At 61.0% G+C, this 21,312-nt stretch carries 14 protein-coding genes and 3 rRNA genes; 5 read left to right on the top strand and 12 right to left on the bottom strand.

Annotation, left to right across the window (positions count from 1 at the left end; translation table 11 throughout):
• Positions 1–68: 68 nt before the first annotated feature.
• From ACN9M3_RS05940 to ACN9M3_RS05925, 4 genes are all read left to right on the top strand, one after another.
• Positions 69–1,589: a YifB family Mg chelatase-like AAA ATPase gene (locus tag ACN9M3_RS05940; RefSeq protein WP_426321159.1), complete on the top strand. Its 1,521-nt coding sequence runs from the start codon at positions 69–71 to the stop codon at positions 1,587–1,589.
• Positions 1,590–1,657: 68 nt separating this feature from the next.
• The gene (locus ACN9M3_RS05935; protein ID WP_426321157.1) at positions 1,658–3,970 is read left to right on the top strand and encodes a TonB-dependent receptor domain-containing protein; all 2,313 of its coding nucleotides are present in this window, start codon (positions 1,658–1,660) and stop codon (positions 3,968–3,970) included.
• A gap of 29 nt (positions 3,971–3,999) precedes the next feature.
• Positions 4,000–4,512, top strand: coding sequence for a hypothetical protein (locus ACN9M3_RS05930; protein WP_426168500.1), 513 nt, complete (start codon positions 4,000–4,002; stop codon positions 4,510–4,512).
• A 69-nt stretch (positions 4,513–4,581) separates the two neighbouring features.
• Positions 4,582–4,932 (top strand): DUF1840 domain-containing protein, encoded by a 351-nt coding sequence (locus tag ACN9M3_RS05925; RefSeq protein WP_426168497.1) that lies wholly within the window; start codon positions 4,582–4,584, stop codon positions 4,930–4,932.
• Here the strand turns inward: ACN9M3_RS05925 and ACN9M3_RS05920 are convergent.
• From ACN9M3_RS05920 to ACN9M3_RS05905, 4 genes are all read right to left on the bottom strand, one after another.
• Complete coding sequence (locus ACN9M3_RS05920) at positions 4,929–6,689, bottom strand: DUF885 domain-containing protein (RefSeq protein WP_426168494.1); 1,761 nt, start codon at positions 6,687–6,689, stop codon at positions 4,929–4,931. The genes ACN9M3_RS05925 and ACN9M3_RS05920 overlap by 4 nt on opposite strands.
• 86 nt (positions 6,690–6,775) lie before the next feature.
• Positions 6,776–6,888: ribosomal RNA gene (gene rrf / locus ACN9M3_RS05915) — 5S ribosomal RNA — on the bottom strand.
• Between the two features lie 86 nt (positions 6,889–6,974).
• Positions 6,975–9,846, bottom strand: a 23S ribosomal RNA gene (locus tag ACN9M3_RS05910).
• 220 nt (positions 9,847–10,066) lie between these two features.
• Positions 10,067–11,597, bottom strand: a 16S ribosomal RNA gene (locus ACN9M3_RS05905).
• The 16S, 23S and 5S rRNA genes sit together here, the layout of an rRNA operon.
• A 372-nt stretch (positions 11,598–11,969) precedes the next feature.
• Here ACN9M3_RS05905 and ACN9M3_RS05900 point away from each other — a divergent pair.
• Entirely contained in the window at positions 11,970–13,178 is a 1,209-nt protein-coding gene (locus ACN9M3_RS05900) for a hybrid sensor histidine kinase/response regulator (protein WP_426321154.1), read from the top strand.
• On the opposite strand, the gene ACN9M3_RS05895 is transcribed toward ACN9M3_RS05900, so the two are convergent.
• Genes ACN9M3_RS05895 through ACN9M3_RS05860 form a run of 8 tightly spaced genes read right to left on the bottom strand, consistent with a single transcriptional unit; the run spans position 13,141 to position 21,250 of the window.
• Positions 13,141–14,406, bottom strand: a complete 1,266-nt coding sequence (locus tag ACN9M3_RS05895) for an EAL domain-containing protein (RefSeq protein WP_426168489.1) — start codon at positions 14,404–14,406, stop codon at positions 13,141–13,143. The two genes, ACN9M3_RS05900 and ACN9M3_RS05895, sit on opposite strands and share 38 nt — an antisense overlap.
• Positions 14,393–15,502 (bottom strand): protein-glutamate methylesterase/protein-glutamine glutaminase, encoded by a 1,110-nt coding sequence (locus ACN9M3_RS05890; protein ID WP_426168486.1) that lies wholly within the window; start codon positions 15,500–15,502, stop codon positions 14,393–14,395. The genes ACN9M3_RS05895 and ACN9M3_RS05890 overlap by 14 nt, the downstream gene beginning before the upstream one ends.
• Positions 15,499–16,008 (bottom strand): chemotaxis protein CheD, encoded by a 510-nt coding sequence (locus tag ACN9M3_RS05885; RefSeq protein ID WP_426321152.1) that lies wholly within the window; start codon positions 16,006–16,008, stop codon positions 15,499–15,501. Before ACN9M3_RS05885 ends, ACN9M3_RS05890 begins: the two co-directional genes overlap by 4 nt.
• Before the next feature lies 1 nt (position 16,009).
• The gene (locus tag ACN9M3_RS05880; protein ID WP_426172117.1) at positions 16,010–16,822 is read right to left on the bottom strand and encodes a CheR family methyltransferase; all 813 of its coding nucleotides are present in this window, start codon (positions 16,820–16,822) and stop codon (positions 16,010–16,012) included.
• The gene (locus ACN9M3_RS05875; RefSeq protein ID WP_426168482.1) at positions 16,822–17,292 is read right to left on the bottom strand and encodes a chemotaxis protein CheW; all 471 of its coding nucleotides are present in this window, start codon (positions 17,290–17,292) and stop codon (positions 16,822–16,824) included. The genes ACN9M3_RS05880 and ACN9M3_RS05875 overlap by 1 nt, the downstream gene beginning before the upstream one ends.
• A 9-nt stretch (positions 17,293–17,301) precedes the next feature.
• Positions 17,302–18,921 (bottom strand): methyl-accepting chemotaxis protein, encoded by a 1,620-nt coding sequence (locus ACN9M3_RS05870; protein ID WP_426168480.1) that lies wholly within the window; start codon positions 18,919–18,921, stop codon positions 17,302–17,304.
• A 10-nt stretch (positions 18,922–18,931) separates the two neighbouring features.
• A complete protein-coding gene (locus ACN9M3_RS05865; protein WP_426321149.1) occupies positions 18,932–20,962 on the bottom strand; it encodes a chemotaxis protein CheA in 2,031 nt (676 codons plus the stop codon).
• Positions 20,963–20,974: 12 nt separating this feature from the next.
• Positions 20,975–21,250: an STAS domain-containing protein gene (locus ACN9M3_RS05860; protein ID WP_426168475.1), complete on the bottom strand. Its 276-nt coding sequence runs from the start codon at positions 21,248–21,250 to the stop codon at positions 20,975–20,977.
• Between the last annotated feature and the right edge of the window lie 62 nt (positions 21,251–21,312).

Raw genomic sequence — 21,312 nt, 5'->3', positions numbered from 1 at the left:
TCCCCTTGCGCTAGCTCAAACGGGCGGTGGCGCCCGAGGCCTACGATGTCGTAGACCGGGAGGCCACCATGAGCATCGCAGTCATCAAGAGCCGCGCCTTGGCCGGCATGCAGGCGCCGGAAGTCAGCGTCGAAGTCCACCTGGCAAACGGCTTGCCCGCCTTCGCGATCGTCGGCCTGGCCGACACCGAAGTAAAGGAATCGCGCGACCGGGTGCGCGCCGCCATCACGAACGCCGGTTTCGAACTGCCGCAGCACCGCATCACCGTCAACCTGGCCCCGGCCGACCTGCCTAAGGAATCGGGGCGTTTTGATTTGCCGATCGCCATCGGCATTCTCGCCGCCTCCGGCCAGATTCCTTCTTCCTCGCTGGAACAATTCGAATTTGCCGGCGAACTGTCGCTGACCGGAGAACTGCGACCGATTCGCGGCGCCCTGGCGATGACATATGCCATGCAGCGCTCCGCCGGCGGCTCCGGCCGCGGCTTCATTCTTCCTCTCGCCAATGCCGACGAAGCCGCGCTGGTTGCAGGCGCGCGCATCTACCCTGCCGCCACCTTGCTGCAGGTATGCGCCCACTTCGGCCTCGACCCCGATGGCAGCTTTGCCCTCCCCCGCCACGTGGCGCAGCCCTTGCCGCTGCCGCCATCGATTCCGGATTTTGCCGACGTCAAGGGACAGATCTTCGCCAAGCGCGCAATGGAAGTGGCTGCTGCCGGGCGCCACTCGGTGTTGCTGGTCGGCCCGCCCGGTGCCGGCAAGACCATGCTGGCCACCCGCTTTGCCGGCCTGCTGCCTTTGATGACCGACGACGAAGCGCTGGAAGCCGCCGCCGTGCAATCCCTGATCAGCGGCTTCACCGTCGAAGGCTGGAAAGTGCGCCCCTTCCGCGCGCCGCACCATACCTCGTCCGGCGCGGCCCTGGTCGGAGGCGGCAGCGTGCCCCGGCCGGGCGAAATCTCGCTCGCGCACTGCGGCGTTCTCTTTCTCGACGAACTGCCCGAATTCGATCGCCGTGTGCTGGAAGTCCTGCGCGAACCACTCGAGTCGGGCCGTGTCACGATCGCCCGCGCCACGCGGCACGCCGACTTCCCCGCCCGCTTTCAGCTAATCGCCGCCATGAATCCCTGTCCCTGCGGCTACCTCGGTCACCCTGCCGGTTTATGCCAATGCACTCCCGACCAGATCCTGCGCTACCAAAGCCGCGTATCGGGGCCCCTGCTTGACCGCATCGACATGCAGATCGAAGTCGGCCCCGTACCACCTGACATCCTGCAAGCGGACGCAGTGGGTGAACTATCAGAAACCATCGCAGCCCGGGTGCACGCGGCCTTCGAGCGCCAGATCGCCCGCCAGGGCAAAACCAACCAGCAACTGACGCCACGGGAAATCGACCGTTTCTGCAAGCCGGATTCCAGCGGCCAGGCTGTGCTGCGAGCGGCCATGCACAAGCTGCACTGGTCGGCCCGCGCCTATCACCGCGTATTGCGTGTGGCCCGCACCGTGGCCGACCTGGACGGGCAGAAGCAGATCGGCAGCAAGCATGTCTCCGAAGCGATCAACTTGCGCCGCGCCCTTCGGCAACTCTAAGTTTCAAATGTAATTCCACGTAAATGCGTGGTTTTAGCGGCGGTTTCTTCGCTAGAATTGCCGCCACCATGACTACCCAATACCGTTACTCGCGCTACTGCGCCGGCCCTCTCCTGATCATCTTGTGCTGCGGCAGCGCCGCTGCCCAAGCCCAGACCTCCCAGCCAGCCAAGGCCGACGCCGCGCCAGCAACCGTAAGAAAGGAAGTCCCGCCTGAAGCAGGCAATATCGCCAGCGTGACGGTGGCCGCCGAGCGCCCGACCAACCGCATCGACCGCCAGGTCTACGATGTGAAATCCGACGCGTCTAGCAGCAACGGCTCCGCCGCCGATGCGCTGAACAACGTGCCTTCCGTAAACGTCGACCCGGACGGCTCGCTGACCCTGCGCGGCAGCAGCAATGTGCAGGTCTACGTCGACGGCAAGCCATCGGCCATGCTGCAGGGCGATAACCGCGGCCCGGCGCTGCAGTCGATTCCGGCCGAAGACCTGGAATCGGTGGAAGTGATCAACAACCCCGGCGCGCAGTTCGGCAACGAAGGCGGCGGCGGCCCGATCATCAACCTGGTCATGAAACGCTCCCGCAAGCCCGGCGGCTTTGGCGTGGCCAACGCCAACTACGGCACGGCAGGCCGTTACAACAGTGCGCTGTCCGGCACCTACAACGAAGGCTTGTGGGGCTTCCAGGGCGGCATCAACGTGCGCCATGACGGCCGCAACTCCGTTGGCGAAACGGTGCGAGACCGCATCGACCCGCGCACCGGTGCGCTGTCGCACAGCGAGCAGCAATCGCAGTCAAACGGGCTGAATGACAATGCAGGCCTGAACGGCGGCGTCACCTACAATCTGGGCGCCAACGATACGCTCGGCGCCCAGGTCGCGTACTCCCATCGCACCAATGATGCGCGCGCGTCCGACACTTATCTGTCGGCCGATCCCGACGGCGCCATCACCGACAACTACCTGCGCAGCACCGTGCGCGAAGGCGAGAGCAAGAACTACTCGTGGAATGCGCGCTGGGACCACAAAGGCGATGCGCCGGGCGAGAGCTTCAAGATGGACTTGCGCGTGTCGACCGCCACCAACGATTCCGACAACACCTACCGCAACACCTACGTGGTACGTCCGCCCGTCGGCAGCCAGTCCGACAGCGCGCAGAAGAACCGCAACAAGAACGAGATCATCGATTTCACCGGCGACTACGAAGCAAACCTGTTCGGCGGCGTGACCAAGCTTGGCTACAAGATCGTCCAGAACCGCAACGATTCAAGCATCGATTACACCAACATCGACCCGATCACGCAGGAAGGCTCGCCTAACGCCTTGCGCAGCAATGCCTTCGATATGAAGGAAACCATCTACGCCGCCTATGGTTCCTACCAGATGCGCCTCAACGAGCAATGGGGACTGATGGCCGGCCTGCGCGCCGAACATACCGAAATGGAGATTGACCAGCTCACCAGCCAGGTCGTCGCCGGCAACAGCTACACCAACCTGATCCCGAGCTTCTTCGCCACCTACAAGATGGGCGAAAACTCGCAAATGCGCTTCGCCTACGCGCATCGCCTGCGCCGCCCGAATGCGCAGGACCTGAATCCTTTCGTGGTCTACCGCGATGAACTGAACGTCTCTTCCGGCAACCCTAAGCTGAAGCCAGCCCAAACCGATTCCTTCGAACTCGGTTACGAGACCCGCATGTTCGGCCTGGAGACCAACCTGCGCGGCTACTACCGCGACGAGACCGATTCCATCCTGGACCGCAAATACTTCATCAGCGACACGGTGCTGCTGACCACCCGCGAAAATGCCGGCAGTACCCGCTCGGGCGGAATGGAATTCACGCTGACCGGCAAGCTGTTGCCAACGCTTGCCTTGAACCTGAGCGGCAACGTAGCGCGCTTCGAACAGAGCGTGCTCGAAATGAATGGCGACCAGACCAAACGCACGGCCTCCTCGCTGAGCGGCCGCCTGCGCCTGAACTGGCAAGCGACCAGCACCGACATGCTGCAGGCGGCAGTGCAGGCGCAAGGCAAGATGCTGACTGGCCAGGGCTACCGCGAGCCGAACACCACGCTGAACCTGACCTGGCGCCACGCCATCACGCCGCAACTGGCCCTGATGGTCAATGCCACCGACGTCTTCAACAGCAACAAGATGTCGACCGTCACGGACACCTATGCACTGCGCGAACGCTCGCTGCGCGAGTTCGACGGTCGCATCATCTACGTCGGCCTGTCCTACCGTTTCGGCAGCTCGCCCGGGCCACGTCGCGAAGGAGGCCCAGACCACGAGCCAGGCGGCATGCGCGGGCCAGGCGGGCCAGGCATGGGGCCTCCACCTGGCGGCGGCATGGGTCCGGGCATGGGTCCCGGCGGAGTGTGAGCGGCGCGCGAGGTGCTAACATTCGGCTTATGAAGAAACTCACCCTGGACAAAGCCCTCGCAGCCCTGCTCGCTGCAGGCACGCTCGCAGCCTGCAGCCCAAAATTCGACTGGCGCGATTTCCGTAGCACCGACGCGCCATACACCGTCATGTTGCCCGGCAAAGCCGCCACCTACACCCGCACCGTCAACCTCGATGGCCAGGAAGTGAAGATGACCATGTCCGCAGCGGAAGTCGAAGGCACCATGTTTGCCGTCGGCACCGCTGAGCTACCGGACGCAGCCAAGGCCGCGCAGGCCGTGCAGGCGATGAGGCTTGCCATGGTGCGCAATATCGGCGGTACTATTACCAAGGAAAGCACCAGGGACGGTGCATTTGAAGTGGAAGCACGCGGCGCCGCGCCCAATGGCGCCCCGCTGGCCATGCATGGCCGCTTCCTGGCGAAGGATAAACGCGTATATCAGGTCGTCATTCTGGGGAACCAGAAACATTTTGATGCGGATACGGTTGATACATTCTTGAGTTCGTTTAAATTGTATTAAGTAGCACGACGCGCGCGACTGCACTCGTGCTATCGTATTAGCACATCAACAAACTAAGGGAAGCGCGCCATGTTGATCAAATTTAAATCCATTTCGTCGCCGGAAGTCATGATGGCTCACGAGCATGTCGAACGCATCATGGACCTGCTGAAAAAGAGCCCCACCCGGGGCGTCATCACGGCAGCGGAAGCTTCCCAGGCGCTGCAACTGCTCGAGAAGGAAGTTGCGCTCAGCAAGCTGCATCCGGAAGTCGATTCCGAACATGCCGCCCATATGCCCAGCCATGCGCTGCCGGAAGATGATGCCGATGCGGCATATGCGGAATCGCAGAAGGTTGGCTTTGCGCAGCGCGCCTTCCCCCTGCTGGAAATGCTGCGTGCCGCCCAGACGGGCGGACACGATATCGTTTGGGGCGTTTAACGCTGGGATTGGACGAAGTCTTCCATCACCGCCTTGCGCAGCAGCACAGGCGGCAACATCCCCTGGGCCAGCACGAAGTCATTGAAGGCCTTGCGATTGAACTTCTGTCGCAAGACCACTTCGGCAGCCTGGCGGGTTTCCATCAGGCGCTGGTAGCCATAGAAGTACGAAGTCGCCTGACCCGGCGCGCGGAAGGTATAGCGTTGCATTTCCTGCGTTGCCATGCCTTCCGACAGCCCAACTTCATCGACCAGGAACGATTTCACGCCTTCTGGCGTGATCTCCCCCAGGTTGACCATCGGATCCAGGAACGCACGAGCCGCACGCATCATGCGGTGCTGCAGGGCGAATAGCTGGCCATCGAGCGGCTCGTAAGGCTGCATTTCCGCTTCGGCATAGAGTGCCCAGCCTTCCACGTTCACGCTATTGAAGGCGAAGACGCCGCGCGCGGTCGACACGCCCATTTCGATCATCTTCGCGAACTGCAGCTCGTGGCCTGGACGTGCTTCGTGCGCGGTCAGGGTCCAGCTACCGGCCTGGTGGGTGAAGTCATCGAAGGCCAGCTTCTTGCCGCTCGCATCAGGCGGCATGCCGGTGGTCAGCACGAACTCACCGTACTCGCCGGTGTTGCCGATCAGGCGCGGTGGGCTCATGTGTGGCGCAGGCTGCTGTGCGTTCTCCGCCTCGCTCGCCAGGCGGATCACCGCCTTGCGGTCCGGCAGGGTGACAATGCCTTGCTCACGCACGGCAGATTCGATCTGCGACAGGCGCTCGCCATATAGTGGCATCACCTGTTCCACCGGGATCTGCTGTTTTTTCAACTCGCGCATGACGACGCGGTAGTCTGCGTCCGGCAGCTTGCGCTCCTTGGCGATCAGGCTGGCAGTGATCGCCATCTGGTTGCGAATTTCCGCAAACGACGTCAAGGCCTTCGCAATCAGTTCTTTGGGAGCGATATCTACGCCGAACTGGTGCAAATTATCCGCATAGACTTCCGCCGGCAGACGATGGTCGGCACGTGCCTTCGGCAGGATCTGGTCCTTGATCTTGGCGTTGTATGCAGTCAGTTGCGATTCGATCGCGGCAAATGCCGGCTCCCAGCCCTTCAATTCGCTCTTGCTGAGCAATTCCTTCATGCCCTTGATCAGGGCTGGCGCAGCACTCAGTGCCTGCTCCACTTCGCCTTTGTACGGGCCAAGCAGGTTCTTGTCGGCTTTCTGGCGTTCCAGGTAGCGCTCATAGGCGAGCTCGGTAATCGGTCGGTAGCCCTTGGTGATGCCGGCGTATTTTTGCATGCGCACCAGGAGGGTTTTCTGGCGTTCTTTCGGGATGCGCGGGTCCAGCGTCTGCCGCATCACGCCAAACATCAGCTGGGTCACGTCGGTGAATGGGAGCAGGTATTTGCGGTTCACTGCGGCCGAGCGCAGCTGGTCTTCTGCGGCGCCGATCAGGATTTCCAGGTCTTGCCTGACTTTAGGGTCCTTCTCAGCCTTCAATCGATTTTGAAGTTCGGCGACGACAGCGCGCGTATCCCTGGCGGTGGCTTCGAACAGGTCGCGCGACATGTCGGTGATCTGCTCGTCATAGCCATCGACGCCGAGGCTGCTGGCGCTTTCGGGAGAGTACTTGGCTTGCAGGTTCAGCAGCAGTTTGGCGTTCTCATTGCTCTTGGTAACCCAAGCCGGCTCGGTCGCCGCGGAGACGTGCAGGGAAAGCAGGGCCAGGGTAAGGCCGCTGAGGAGTTTCGTAATCGGCATCGTTATTCCTTTATAAAGAATTGCGTGCCGTATCATAATGCAAAAAGCCCGCCGGCATTCATGCCGGGCGGGCTTTTCTAATAAGAGCCTGACGATAACCTACTTTCACACTGGTTGCAGCACTATCATCGGCGCAGAGTCGTTTCACGGTCCTGTTCGGGATGGGAAGGGGTGGGACCGACTTGCTATGGTCATCAGGCATGACTTGTCAACAATCGTGGAAGAAGTAAAGTGGGGGTAGGGTTCTCAAACACTGTGTAAATGCTACATAACCGTCAAGGTTATAGGGACAAGCCGTACGGGCAATTAGTATCAGTTAGCTTAATGCATTACTGCACTTCCACACCTGACCTATCAACGTCCTGGTCTCGAACGACCCTTCAAGGAGCTCAAGGCTCCGGGAAATCTCATCTTAAGGCAAGTTTCCCGCTTAGATGCTTTCAGCGGTTATCTCTTCCGAACTTAGCTACCCGGCAATGCCACTGGCGTGACAACCGGTACACCAGAGGTTCGTCCACTCCGGTCCTCTCGTACTAGGAGCAGCCCCCTTCAAATTTCCAACGCCCACGGCAGATAGGGACCAAACTGTCTCACGACGTTTTAAACCCAGCTCACGTACCACTTTAAATGGCGAACAGCCATACCCTTGGGACCGGCTACAGCCCCAGGATGTGATGAGCCGACATCGAGGTGCCAAACTCCCCCGTCGATATGAACTCTTGGGAGGAATCAGCCTGTTATCCCCAGAGTACCTTTTATCCGTTGAGCGATGGCCCTTCCATACAGAACCACCGGATCACTATGTCCTACTTTCGTACCTGCTCGACTTGTCGGTCTCGCAGTTAAGCACGCTTATGCCATTGCACTATTAGCACGATGTCCGACCGTACCTAGCGTACCTTCGAACTCCTCCGTTACCGTTTGGGAGGAGACCGCCCCAGTCAAACTGCCTACCATGCACTGTCCCCGATCCGGATCACGGACCAAGGTTAGAACCTCAAACAAACCAGGGTGGTATTTCAAGGATGGCTCCATAGGAACTGGCGTCCCTACTTCAAAGCCTCCCACCTATCCTACACAGATTGGTTCAAAGTCCAATGCAAAGCTACAGTAAAGGTTCATGGGGTCTTTCCGTCTAGCCGCGGGTAGATTGCATCATCACAAACACTTCAACTTCGCTGAGTCTCGGGAGGAGACAGTGTGGCCATCGTTACGCCATTCGTGCAGGTCGGAACTTACCCGACAAGGAATTTCGCTACCTTAGGACCGTTATAGTTACGGCCGCCGTTTACTGGGACTTCAATCAAGAGCTTGCACCCCATCATTTAATCTTCCAGCACCGGGCAGGCGTCACACCCTATACGTCCACTTTCGTGTTTGCAGAGTGCTGTGTTTTTATTAAACAGTCGCAGCCACCAGTTTATTGCAACCTTTTCGCCCTTCCACAGTAAAGTGGTCAAGCTACCGAGGCGTACCTTATCCCGAAGTTACGGTACCAATTTGCCGAGTTCCTTCTCCCGAGTTCTCTCAAGCGCCTTAGAATACTCATCTCGCCCACCTGTGTCGGTTTGCGGTACGGTCTCGTATGACTGAAGCTTAGAGGCTTTTCTTGGAACCACTTCCGATTGCTTCGCGAGCAAGCTCGCTCGTCCCAGTCCCTTGAATTACGCGCCCGGATTTGCCTAAGCGCCTTCTATGAACCAGGAACTGCCTATTCCAACAGGCAGACAACCTTCCGCGATCCGTCCCCCCATCGCATCATACGACGGTGCAGGAATATTAACCTGCTTCCCATCAGCTACGCATCTCTGCCTCGCCTTAGGGGCCGACTCACCCTGCTCCGATGAACGTTGAACAGGAAACCTTGGGCTTACGGCGTGCGGGCTTTTCACCCGCATTATCGCTACTCATGTCAGCATTCGCACTTCTGATACCTCCAGCATCCTTTACAAGACACCTTCGCAGGCTTACAGAACGCTCTCCTACCATATCCTTGCGGATATCCGCAGCTTCGGTGACTGGCTTAGCCCCGTTACATCTTCCGCGCAGGACGACTCGATCAGTGAGCTATTACGCTTTCTTTAAATGATGGCTGCTTCTAAGCCAACATCCTGACTGTTTTAGCCTTCCCACTTCGTTTTCCACTTAGCCAATCTTTGGGACCTTAGCTGGCGGTCTGGGTTGTTTCCCTCTTGACACCGGACGTTAGCACCCGATGTCTGTCTCCCAAGCTCGCACTCAACGGTATTCGGAGTTTGCAATGGTTTGGTAAGTCGCGATGACCCCCTAGCCATAACAGTGCTCTACCCCCGTCGGTGATACTTGAGGCACTACCTAAATAGTTTTCGGAGAGAACCAGCTATTTCCAAGTTTGTTTAGCCTTTCACCCCTATCCACAGCTCATCCCCTAATTTTTCAACATTAGTGGGTTCGGTCCTCCAGTGCGTGTTACCGCACCTTCAACCTGGCCATGGATAGATCACTTGGTTTCGGGTCTACACCCAGCGACTGGCGCCCTGTTCGGACTCGATTTCTCTACGGCTCCCCTATCTGGTTAACCTCGCCACTGAATGTAAGTCGCTGACCCATTATACAAAAGGTACGCCGTCACCCCTTACGAGGCTCCGACTGTTTGTATGCACACGGTTTCAGGATCTATTTCACTCCCCTCCCGGGGTTCTTTTCGCCTTTCCCTCACGGTACTGGTTCACTATCGGTCGATTACGAGTATTTAGCCTTGGAGGATGGTCCCCCCATGTTCAGACAGGATTTCTCGTGTCCCGCCCTACTTGTCGTACGCTTAGTACCACCGCTCTGATTTCGTGTACGGGGCTATCACCCGCTATGGCTCCTATTTCCAGAGGATTCCACTATCAGAACGACTATCACGTACAGGCTCTTCCCATTTCGCTCGCCACTACTTTGGGAATCTCGGTTGATTTCTTTTCCTGCAGCTACTTAGATGTTTCAGTTCGCCGCGTTCGCTTCACACACCTATGTATTCAGTGAGTGATGACCTATAAGGCCGGGTTTCCCCATTCGGAAATCTTCGGATCAAAGCTTGTTTGTCAGCTCCCCGAAGCTTATCGCAGACTTCTACGTCCTTCATCGCCTGTAATCGCCAAGGCATCCGCCATGTGCACTTATTCACTTGTCCCTATAACCTTGACGGCTACAGGTTCAAGCACTTACTACTGTGTTTGATGAGTTTTACTACTACCCTAAGTAATATCTTTCGATATCGCTTAATAAAACTTTTACTTCTTCCAGATTGTTAAAGAACGTTACTACTCAAACCTAAACCCGAAGGCTTACGTTTGACCAGTACCTAACAACAGCCGATAAGTGTGAACGTTTGAGTCTGATGCCGACTCTAGAAAGGAGGTGATCCAGCCGCACCTTCCGATACGGCTACCTTGTTACGACTTCACCCCAGTCACGAATCCTACCGTGGTAAGCGCCCTCCTTGCGGTTAAGCTACCTACTTCTGGTAAAACCCGCTCCCATGGTGTGACGGGCGGTGTGTACAAGACCCGGGAACGTATTCACCGCGACATGCTGATCCGCGATTACTAGCGATTCCAACTTCATGTAGTCGAGTTGCAGACTACAATCCGGACTACGATACACTTTCTGGGATTAGCTCCCCCTCGCGGGTTGGCGGCCCTCTGTATGTACCATTGTATGACGTGTGAAGCCCTACCCATAAGGGCCATGAGGACTTGACGTCATCCCCACCTTCCTCCGGTTTGTCACCGGCAGTCTCATTAGAGTGCTCTTGCGTAGCAACTAATGACAAGGGTTGCGCTCGTTGCGGGACTTAACCCAACATCTCACGACACGAGCTGACGACAGCCATGCAGCACCTGTGTGCAGGTTCTCTTTCGAGCACTCCCAGATCTCTCCAGGATTCCTGCCATGTCAAGGGTAGGTAAGGTTTTTCGCGTTGCATCGAATTAATCCACATCATCCACCGCTTGTGCGGGTCCCCGTCAATTCCTTTGAGTTTTAATCTTGCGACCGTACTCCCCAGGCGGTCTACTTCACGCGTTAGCTGCGTTACTAAGTCAATTAAGACCCAACAACTAGTAGACATCGTTTAGGGCGTGGACTACCAGGGTATCTAATCCTGTTTGCTCCCCACGCTTTCGTGCATGAGCGTCAGTTTTGACCCAGGGGGCTGCCTTCGCCATCGGTGTTCCTCCACATCTCTACGCATTTCACTGCTACACGTGGAATTCTACCCCCCTCTGCCAAACTCTAGCCTCGCAGTCTCCATCGCCATTCCCAGGTTAAGCCCGGGGATTTCACGACAGACTTACGAAACCGCCTGCGCACGCTTTACGCCCAGTAATTCCGATTAACGCTTGCACCCTACGTATTACCGCGGCTGCTGGCACGTAGTTAGCCGGTGCTTATTCTTCAGGTACCGTCAGCAGTCGTGGATATTAGCCACGACCTTTTCTTCCCTGACAAAAGAGCTTTACAACCCGAAGGCCTTCTTCACTCACGCGGCATTGCTGGATCAGGGTTGCCCCCATTGTCCAAAATTCCCCACTGCTGCCTCCCGTAGGAGTCTGGACCGTGTCTCAGTTCCAGTGTGGCTGGTCGTCCTCTCAGACCAGCTACTGATCGTTGCCTTGGTGAGCCTTTACCTCACCAACTAGCTAATCAGATATCGGCCGCTCCAGGAGCACAAGGCCTTGCGGTCCCCTGCTTTCATCCTTAGATCGTATGCGGTATTAGCGTAACTTTCGCTACGTTATCCCCCACTCTTGGGTACGTTCCGATATATTACTCACCCGTTCGCCACTCGCCGCCAGGCCGAAGCCCGCGCTGCCGTTCGACTTGCATGTGTAAAGCATGCCGCCAGCGTTCAATCTGAGCCAGGATCAAACTCTTCAGTTCAATCTCTGTTTTTGCCGCATTTCTGCGGCAGGTCACTCACTCAAAATACTGACGAAATCTCTTTCGAGATTTACGTTTATTTTTTGCGAGCGTTATAACGTATATTTTGAGCATCGGACCCGAAGGTCCGGGCATATCGTCAAACGCCCACACTTATCGACTGTTGATTTTTAAAGATCGCTGCCTTATCGTTGACAAAGCGTTGTGTTTGTCAGCAGCAGAGAAGCGAGATTATGCGGTACAGCGTGCAACTCGTCAACCCCATCTTTTTCTCGTTTCGCTTCGCTGATTTGTCAGCGCTGCGTTGCGAGGGACAGAACTATAGCAAGCCAGATTCACTCTGACAAGGGCCACACGTGAAAAAGGTTTGGAATGCCATCTAAACAAGCTCAGCCACGCCCGCCAACAGTCCTGGTCGTCGACGATTCGCCCACCCTGCTGCTCGCCCTGCTCGACCACCTGAGCCACCATGGTTTCCTGGTCGTGCTGGCGCACGATGCGCGCGAAGGCATGATGCGGGCGGCACTGGCCGAACCTGACCTCATCCTCCTGGATATTGTGATGCCTGGCCTGGATGGCTTCGAGGCATGCCGCCGCCTGAAGGCCGATGCCGATACGCGAGACGTGCCGGTCATCTTCATGACGGGCCTCAGCGACGCCAAACAGATTGTCAGCGGCTTCGCAGTTGGCGGCGTCGATTACATCACCAAGCCTTTCCAGGTCGAAGAAGTCCTGGCCCGCATCAATACCCACATTGCGCTGCGCCGCGCGAATAATGAGTTGAAGCAGGCTTACCAATCGCTGGCGCGGGCCCAGGAAGACCTGGTGCACCATGAAAAACTGGCGGCACTTGGTTCCCTGGTTGCCGGCATTGCACATGAACTGAATACGCCGATCGGCAACAGCCTGATGGTGGCAAGCACCTTCGAGGCGCAAACAGGGGATATTCGCGAGCACTTCAACAAGGGCGAAAACATGCGGCGCTCGGAACTGGTCGGCTATCTGGATAATGCCTGCACCACGACCGAGATCCTGATGCGCAACCTGCAACGCGCCGCCGACCTGGTCACCAACTTCAAGCAAGTGGCGGTGGACCAGACCAGCACCCAGCGCCGCACCTTCCTGCTGTCGGAAGTCGTTTCAGGGAATGTATTGACCCTGCTGCCATCGATCAGGCGCACCCCGTTCGAGGTCGTGCAGTCCGTCCCGGACGAGCTGATGATGGACAGCTACCCCGGCCCGCTCGGCCAGGTAATCGCCAACCTGGTCAACAACGCCATCATGCATGCCTTTGATGGCCGCAGCGAGGGCAAGGTGGAACTGGTGGCTGAGTATGAGAAGGCCGACTGGATTGCGCTGCACGTGCGCGATAACGGCAACGGCATCAGCGCCAGCAACCAGGAACGCATCTTCGATCCCTTCTTTACCACCAAGATGGGCGTCGGCGGTTCAGGCCTCGGCCTGCATATCGTGCACAGTATCGTCTCCGACATCCTGGGCGGACGGATTACCGTACGCAGCGAGGAGGGCTGCGGTACCTGCTTTACCCTGTCCCTGCCGCTGGAGGCGCCGCGTCACTGAGTTGATGGCCCGCGCAGTCGCGCAATCGCTGGCGGCTGTCCTTGTACCACTCGACGAATTCGCCTCCCTCCATCGGGGCGGCAATCAACGGGCCTTGTCCAGTGCTGCAGCCCATCTCCCTCATGAGCGCCCAGTCTTCGACGTTTTCGATGCCGTCGGCGCAAGCCGGCACGCCAAGCTTGCCGGCCATGGCCAGCAGGCCCTCGAACAACGGCCTGCGATGGCTGCGCTGCGCCGCCTCGTGCACGAACAAGGGGTCGATCGAAATCTCCGCCAGCGGGAAGCAGGCAAAGTCGCGCGTTTTTGCCTCATAGCGCCCGCAGTGGACTGCCCCGACGCCGTAGCCGCGCAAGCTCAGGCGGCCTATATTGTGCAGCGCTTCCGGCTCACAGGCTGCAATCACCGCCTCGCTAATCTCCCAGCAAACGCTGCCCGGCTTGACGTCCTGCGCCTGGATGCCGGCCACCAGCCGCCCCAGCTCTCCCAGGTCTTCCAGGAGTTCGGCCGGCAGCGGAAGCGACAGCTTGATCGCTGACAGCCCCATTTCCTGCCAACCGTGCAAGTCTGCTGCGGACTGGGTTGCCAGCGCCAGCAAGATGGCGCCGATGGTTTCACTGTCGCCCGCCAGCGCAGGAAGCAGGCGGGCGACATCGATTGCAGTACGCCCCGGGCGGCGCCAGGTGCCCTGCACCGCGATGCCCACCATCCGGCCGCTATCGAGGGCGACGCGCGGCGCATATAAAGATATGAATTCTCCGGCCGCCAGGCCGGCCTCAATCTCCATGAAGTTGGGGACTTCCGGCGCGACGTCCTGTTCCAGCTCGGCCAGCGCCAGCATCGATGCGTCGTGCAGCAGTGCCTGCAGCGCTTCCAGCCGCACCGGCTTGGGCATGGTGGACAGCAGGCGCATCGCACTGCCTGCAGGCAGGCTGCTTGCCGCTTCCATCAGGCGCGGCTGGTTGGCCGATGCGGCGATCAGGTTGGCCGCCCAACGCCGCTTGGCCAGTTGCTGGATCAACTCCACGCCGTCCATGCCAGGCATGTCGAGGTCCGTCAATACCAGGTCCACCGGGGCGGCGCGCTGCTCCAGCGTGAGCAAGGCATTGATCCCGTCGTTCGCGACCAGGACAGTGCCGAAGCCAATCTGGCGCAGCAACGCTGCTACGTGCTCGCGTTGCACTGCGCTGTCCTCGACGATCAAGGCCGTGCTTGCGCTAAAGTCCTTCATTCGCCCTCCGTTCGACACCTCCATATTGCAGGATTTCGCGGCTTATTGCATCCAGCGCGACACTGCGCTCCGCCGCGCCGCGCTTCACCGCTTCCCGCGGCATGCCGTAAACCACGCAACTCTGTTCGTCCTGCGCCAGCGTGCGGGCGCCGGCCTGGCGCATTTCCAGCAGGCCGACAGCGCCATCGTCGCCCATTCCGGTCATGATAATGCCGAGCGCACTCGCGCCGGCACACTTTGCCACGGACCTGAATAGCACGTCGACCGAGGGTCGGTGACGGTTAACCAACGGTCCATCGACCACTTCGACGAAGTATTGGGATGGCCCGCGCCGCAGCAGCATATGGCGGCCGCCTGGAGCAATCAATGCTTGGCCCGGACGCACGGGGTCGTTATTGCGAGCTTCCCTGACCTCGATCTGGCACAGGCCGTCCAGGCGCTCGGCGAAAGCAGCGGTGAACTGTTCCGGCATGTGCTGCACGATGACGATGCCCGGCGCAGCCGGCGTAAGCTCGCTCAATACGCGTTCCAGCGCTTGCGTGCCGCCGGTCGACGTGCCGAGGGCCACGACGCGCCCATTGCCACGCGCGGGCAGTTCTCGCTCGCCCATCGGGGACAGGATGGCGTCCGCGCTCAGCTTGGCCGGCGGTACCTGGGGCGGCGCCGACAGGCGGACGGCGGGAAGAGCTTGCAGCCTGGCCTGGGCCGCGCTGCGCACCGCAGCTACCAGATCGTCGCAGCCCTCGTGCGGCGACTGGCGCAGGTCCAGCCGGGGCTTGCCGACTACCGCAACGGCGCCGGCAGCCAGCGCCTCCATCGATATGCGGGTGCTCTTCTCCGTCAGCGAGGAGCAGATGACAACCGGCGTCGGGCGTTCGGCCATGATCTTGCGCAGGAAGGTGATGCCGTCCATGCGCGGCATTTCGACATCCAGCACCACCACATCCGGCCACTGCAGGCGCATGCGCTCCCCGGCCAGGATCGGGTCGGCCACGGCGTGCGTGACCTGCATGTCCGGCTCGCGGCCGAGCAGGCCGCTCAGCACTTGCCGCACCACGGCCGAATCGTCCACCACCATGACCTTGATCTGCTTCATGCCTCGCCCTTTTCCGCCAGCTCTCCCTGGCGCACCCAGACATCGCCGGTGGCCACGTCGAACAGGATATGCCGGTGGCCCGTGCCGAACAGGCTTTCCGACACCACGGGAATGCCGTACTCAGCCAACAGCTTTTCCGCCGCGACACCGTTGCGGTGCCCGATTCCCATTTGCCGGCCCGCTTCGATCGATGGAAACATGGTGCCGCCGCCGAATACCTTCGCCTCGCATTCCCGCGCGGGCACGCCGCGCTCCTTGAGCTGGGCCACCATCAACGTCATCGCGTCCTTGCCATAGCGGCCGCTCAAGCCAGCTTCCGGCTCGCCGTCCGCCCCCGCTTCGCGCTCCGACAGCAGGAAGTGCGACATGGCGCCGATGCGCAAGGGCCGGTGCCACAAGGTGATCGACACGCAGGAGCCCAGCACGGTACGGATGCGGTAACGCGCATCGCCGACGAAGTACTCGCCGGGCAGCAGGTAGACCTCGAAGCCGGCGCCCGTTTTCATCTCATTCCTTGCAATAAATTGCCGGGGAAACGCCGCGTACCGGCAGCCCCATATCGTGCAGGCTCTCTGAGTGGCCGATGTACAGGTAGCCGCCCGGGCGCAGGTAATCGAGCACGCGCAGCACCACGCGCCGCTTGGTTTCGCCGTCAAAGTAGATCAGCACATTGCGCAGGAATACCACCTCGAACCTGCCCAGCGCCGGCAGGCGCGCCGCATTCAGGTTGATCTGGGCGAATTCCACGCATTCGCGCAGCACGCGTGAAACAAGAAGCGTACCGTCTTCGACGTCGATGCCCTTCAGGCAGAAGCGGCGCAGGTATTCCGGCGGAACATGGGCGGCGCGCGTCATCGGGTAGTGGCCCCGGCGCGCCGTCTCCAGCACGCGCGCGCTGACGTCGGAAGCGAGCACCTCCCAGCCTTGTGGCGGCAGCAGGTCGGCCAGCACCATGGCGATCGAATACGGCTCCTCCCCTGTGGAGCAGGCTGCGCTCCAGACCCGGAACGGCGCCCCGTCCTGCCGGCGTTCCTTCAGCACGGTGCGCAAATGCTCGAAATGGCGGGCTTCGCGGAAGAAGTAAGTCTCATTGGTGGTCAGGAGGTCGATCGCGATCTGGGTTTCCTCCGGCGCCGTTCCGCTGGCGATGAACGCGAAATAGGAGCCGTAGCTATCGAACTGCAGGTGCTGCAGGCGCTTGGCGAGGCGTCCCGACACCAGCGGCTTCTTGGCCTCCGACAGCGAAATCCCGGCCGCTTCGTGGATGAAGCGCTGGAATTGCACGAATTCGCGATCCGTCAGGGGAGCAACTGTCTGCATCAATTCACATCTCCCGCCATTGCGGCGATCTCCGGCACGTTCAGCACGGCCTCCAGGTTGACCAGGATGACGAATTTACCATCGACTTTGCCGATGCCAGTGATGAAGTCGTTGCGCAGCCCCGCTCCGAAGCCGGGCGCAGGTTCGATTTGCCCTGCGTCGATGTCGAGCACCGCATTCACCGCGTCGACCAGCAGGCCAAGCACCTGCTGCTCCGGCGCCTGCCCGCATTCGACGATGACGATGCAGCTCCGCCGTCCTGTTGTGCACGGGGCGCGCCCGAAGCGCGCGGCCAGGTCCAGCACCGGCACCACGGCGCCACGCAGGTTGATCACGCCGCGCACGCAGGACGGCATCATCGGCACGTCGGTCACGCCGCCGTACTCGATGATCTCGCGCACGCCGAGGATCCCCAGCCCGAACGTTTCCTCGCCAAGGCGGAAACTCAAGTACTGGTGTTCTGCTTCCATGCCCTGCCCTCAGAATCGCGTGAAGTTGCTTTCATCCAGCGGCGGCACCCGCGCCAGCCGGCGCTGCGGTGCCCGCTGGCCGGCCGGGGGCTTCGTCTCAACAGTGCGGCGCGGCGCTTCGTCATGGGCGACGCGGAAGAAGCGCACCAGCTGCTGCAACTCCTCCGCCTGGCTGCTCATTTCTTCTGCGGTGGACGCCAGCTCCTCCGCTCCGGCGGCATTCTGCTGCGTCGACTGGTTCAACTGCCCCATTGCCATGTTGATCTGGCCCACCCCCGTCGCCTGTTCGATCGAAGCGGCGGCGATTTCCTGCACCAGGCGCGAAGTCTGCTGGATGGCCGGCACCATGGCGTCGAGCAGGCCGCCGGCCCGTTCCGCCACCTGTACGCTGCCGCTGGCCAGGTCGCCGATTTCCTGCGCCGCCACCTGGCTGCGCTCCGCCAGCTTGCGCACTTCCGCCGCGACAACGGCAAAGCCCCGCCCATGCTCGCCGGCGCGCGCCGCTTCGATGGCGGCATTCAGCGCCAGCAAATTGGTCTGGTAAGCGATATCGTCAATGATCACGATGCGTTTGGCGATATCGCGCATGGCGCTCACCGTGCTGCGCACCGCCTCGCCGCTTTCTCCCGCCTCGCCAGCCGCCCTGGAGGCAGTAGTGTCGGTCAGGCGCGCATTGTCCGTGTTCTGGCCGATGGAGGCGCTCATTTCTTCCACCGAAGCGCTGGTTTCCTCCACGCTGGCCGCTTGCTGGCTGGCCGCCTGCGACAGGGATTGCGCCGTGGCGCTGACTTGCTCCGACGCCGCTGCAAGCGCCAGCGCACCGTTGCTCACTTCCGAGGCGACGCCGGACAGCTTGTCGACCATCTGTTTCATGGACGCGAGCAGGCTGGCCTTGTCCCCTTTCCGCAGCTTGATTTGCACTGCCAGGTTGCCCTCGGCGACCTCCTGCACGATGTGGGCCGCGTAATCCGGCTCGCCGCCCAGTTGGCGCAACAGGCCCCGTATCATCCACACCGACAGCACGATGCCCGCCAGCAGGCCGCCGCCCAACAGCATGGCGTTGGTGCGCATGGTGGCCTTGGCCTGCGCCATGGCCGACTCGTATTCTTCGCGCGCTACCCGCTCCTGCAAGTCGATCAGTTTGCCCATGGCTGCCAGCACGGCGCGGAACTGCACGTCGGCGCCGCGCGCATCCTCCAGCGCATCCTTATGCTTGCCGGCGCGCGCCTTCTGGATGATGGCGCTGCGCATGTTCTGCCAGCCGCTCCAGGCTACCGTGTACTGCGCCGCCAGCTGCTGCTCCTGCTGCGTCAGCGAGGTAGCCATGTACGCGCTCCAGTTCTTGCGGATCAACTCCTGGTGCGAGGCATCGCCCTGCTGGGCAGCCTCCACCTCGGCCGGGCTGGCGGCCGCGGCGGTCATCACCATGCGGTGGCGGGTGCGCAGCATGTATTCATTGACCTTGCCAAGGTAGATCAATGCCACCGTCCGGTCCTCATAGGTTGTTTTCAGGCGGGCATTGCTGAACTCAATGCCGCGCATGCCGGCGTAGCCGATGCCCGCCATCATCATCACCAGCACCCCGACCAGCAAGCCAAGGCGCATACCCACCGTCAGTTTTCGCCGCATCGTCGTGCTCCTATGCCGCCAGGTTTCCAGCTTGCCTTGCCTGCAGTTGCTTGAGCAGGGCCGGTATGTCCAGGATCAATGCCACGTCGCCGCTGCCCAGCACGGTCGACCCGCTGAGGCAGGAGATGGCGCTGAACACTGGGCTGAGGGGCTTGATCACCGCCTGGCATTGTCCCTGCAGGCTATCGACGACCAGCCCGGCGCGCTGGCCGGCGTGCCGCACCACCAGCACGCTTTCGCGGCAGGGAGCTACGCCTTGCAGGCGAAATAACCGGCGCAGGGCCACCGTTGGCAGCACCTCGCCGCGCAAGTCGACGAAGCCGCGCCGTTCCCCGCGCTCATGCTCCACGCATTCCTCGATCGTGCCGAGCGGGATGGCGAAGCGCGAGCTGCCAACCGTCACCAGCATGCAGTCCATGATGGCCAGCGTCAGCGGCAAGCGCACCCGTACCGTGGTGCCGCGGCCAGCTTCGCTGTCGATGGCGATGCTGCCGCGCAGCGCTTCGATATTGCGCTTGACCACATCCATCCCGACGCCGCGCCCCGACAGGCTGGTCACCGCGCTGGCGGTCGAGAAGCCCGGCTCGAATATCAGCGCGAACACTTCGCTGTCGCCGGGTCTTTGCTCCGGACCGAGCAGGCCGCGCTCGATGGCGCTGGCAATGATGCGTTCGCGCTGCAGGCCGCCGCCATCGTCGCCGACTTCGATCACGATGCTGCCCGAGTCGTGAAAGGCGTTCAGGAACACGGTCCCCTGCAAAGGCTTGCCACGCAGGCGCCGTACTTCGGGCGCCTCTATGCCGTGGTCGATGGCGTTGCGCACCAGGTGGGTCAGCGGGTCGCCGATGCGCTCCACCAGCGTCTTGTCCAGCTCCACGTCCTCGCCGCCCAGGACCAGGCGAATATCCTTGCCGATTTCGCGCGCCACATCGTGCACCACCCGCTGGAAACGGTTGAACGTGGCGCCGATCTTCACCATGCGCAATTGCAGGGCGCTGTCGCGCACCTGCTCCACCAGGCCAGCCAGCGCGGAAGTACTGTCCTGCAGGTCGGCGTCCTTGAAGCGGCCGCCTATCATCTGGGTGCGTGCGCTGGCAATGATCAACTCTCCCACCAGCGTAATCAGCTGGCCGAGACGCTCGGCGTCGACGCGGATGGTACGGCTTTCTCGCGGCCCCGCCGCTGCTGCGGCAACGCCAGGCGCCGCCGGTGGCGCTGCAACCGGCGGCGCCACCGTCCCGAGGGCGCTGGCTTGCAGCACTTGCGCGATGGCGGCGCCGTGCAGCGGCAAGATATTGGCCAGGCGCTGGAAGTCCTCATTGCCGCTGCCGGGCGGCAGAAGCCGCAAAGTACATTCATCGTGCAGGAACTCGAACACCTTGCTGATTTGTTCGGCGTTTGCCGCCGTTTCCAGCACGATCTCGAAACCAAGGTAGCAGCTTTGCGGGTCCATCTGCCCTGGCGGAGGCAAACCGCCATCGACCGTGGCCAGCGCCACGATTCGCCCCAGGCGGCCGAGATAGGCGATGAAGGAAGCCGGGTCCATGCCCTGCCGGAAGACATCGCGCCCGAACTCCAGCGACACCAGCCAGCGGCCGCTTTCACCAATATCGGCCGCGGCGCCGAAGGACGCCGCCATCGGCAACAGGGTGGGCGCCGGGGCAAGATAGGCATGCAGTGCATCGAGCTGCGGGCGGCACCGTTCGCCCAGCTCGCCCCGTCCGCCTCGCTCGACATCGCGCACCATCGCGCCAATCTGGTCGGCGCATTCCAGCAGCAGCGCTACCAGTTCGCCATCGAGCGGTTGGGCACCGTTGCGCACTTCTTCCAGCACGCTTTCCACTGCATGCGTGAACAGCACGACGTAATCCAGTCCAAACAGTCCCGCCGTTCCCTTGATGGTGTGAGCCGCGCGAAAAATGGCATTGACGGCTTCCTCTTGCACGGCAGGCTCGCCCAGCTTCAGCAAGCCGGCTTCCATCTCGGCCAGCAACTCCCCCGCCTCAGTGACAAACGCCTGCAAGCCTTCGTCCAGGTCCATGGGGGTGCCTTCCTATTGGATGCGCAGCAGCTCGAACAGCGCGACGACAGCGGGACTGTGCGCGACCAGCCGCAGCTCCTTCCGGCTGGCTTGGGCGGCTCGGCGCGCCATCAGCAACAGCTGGGCGCCGGCCGTGTCGATCTCCGTCACGCCAGCCAGGTCCACTTCCAGCGCCTGTGACTGGGCAAGGCGTGCCAGGAGCACGTCTTTCATTTCCTGCACGCGCCGGATCGTGAGGTCGCCCTCGATGAAGAGCAGCGCCGGCGGCTCGATGCGCTGTGGGCTCATGCGCCAATCGTATGCCCATGCCCGGTGACTGGCAAGCCCGGTGTGCGGAGTTGCACTAAGTC

The sequence above is a fragment of the Pseudoduganella sp. R-43 genome (assembly GCF_049913255.1).
Taxonomy (GTDB): Bacteria; Pseudomonadota; Gammaproteobacteria; order Burkholderiales; family Burkholderiaceae_D; genus Rugamonas.
Note: the sequence above shows the minus strand (reverse complement) of the source record. Positions and strands in the feature narration are given on the sequence as shown.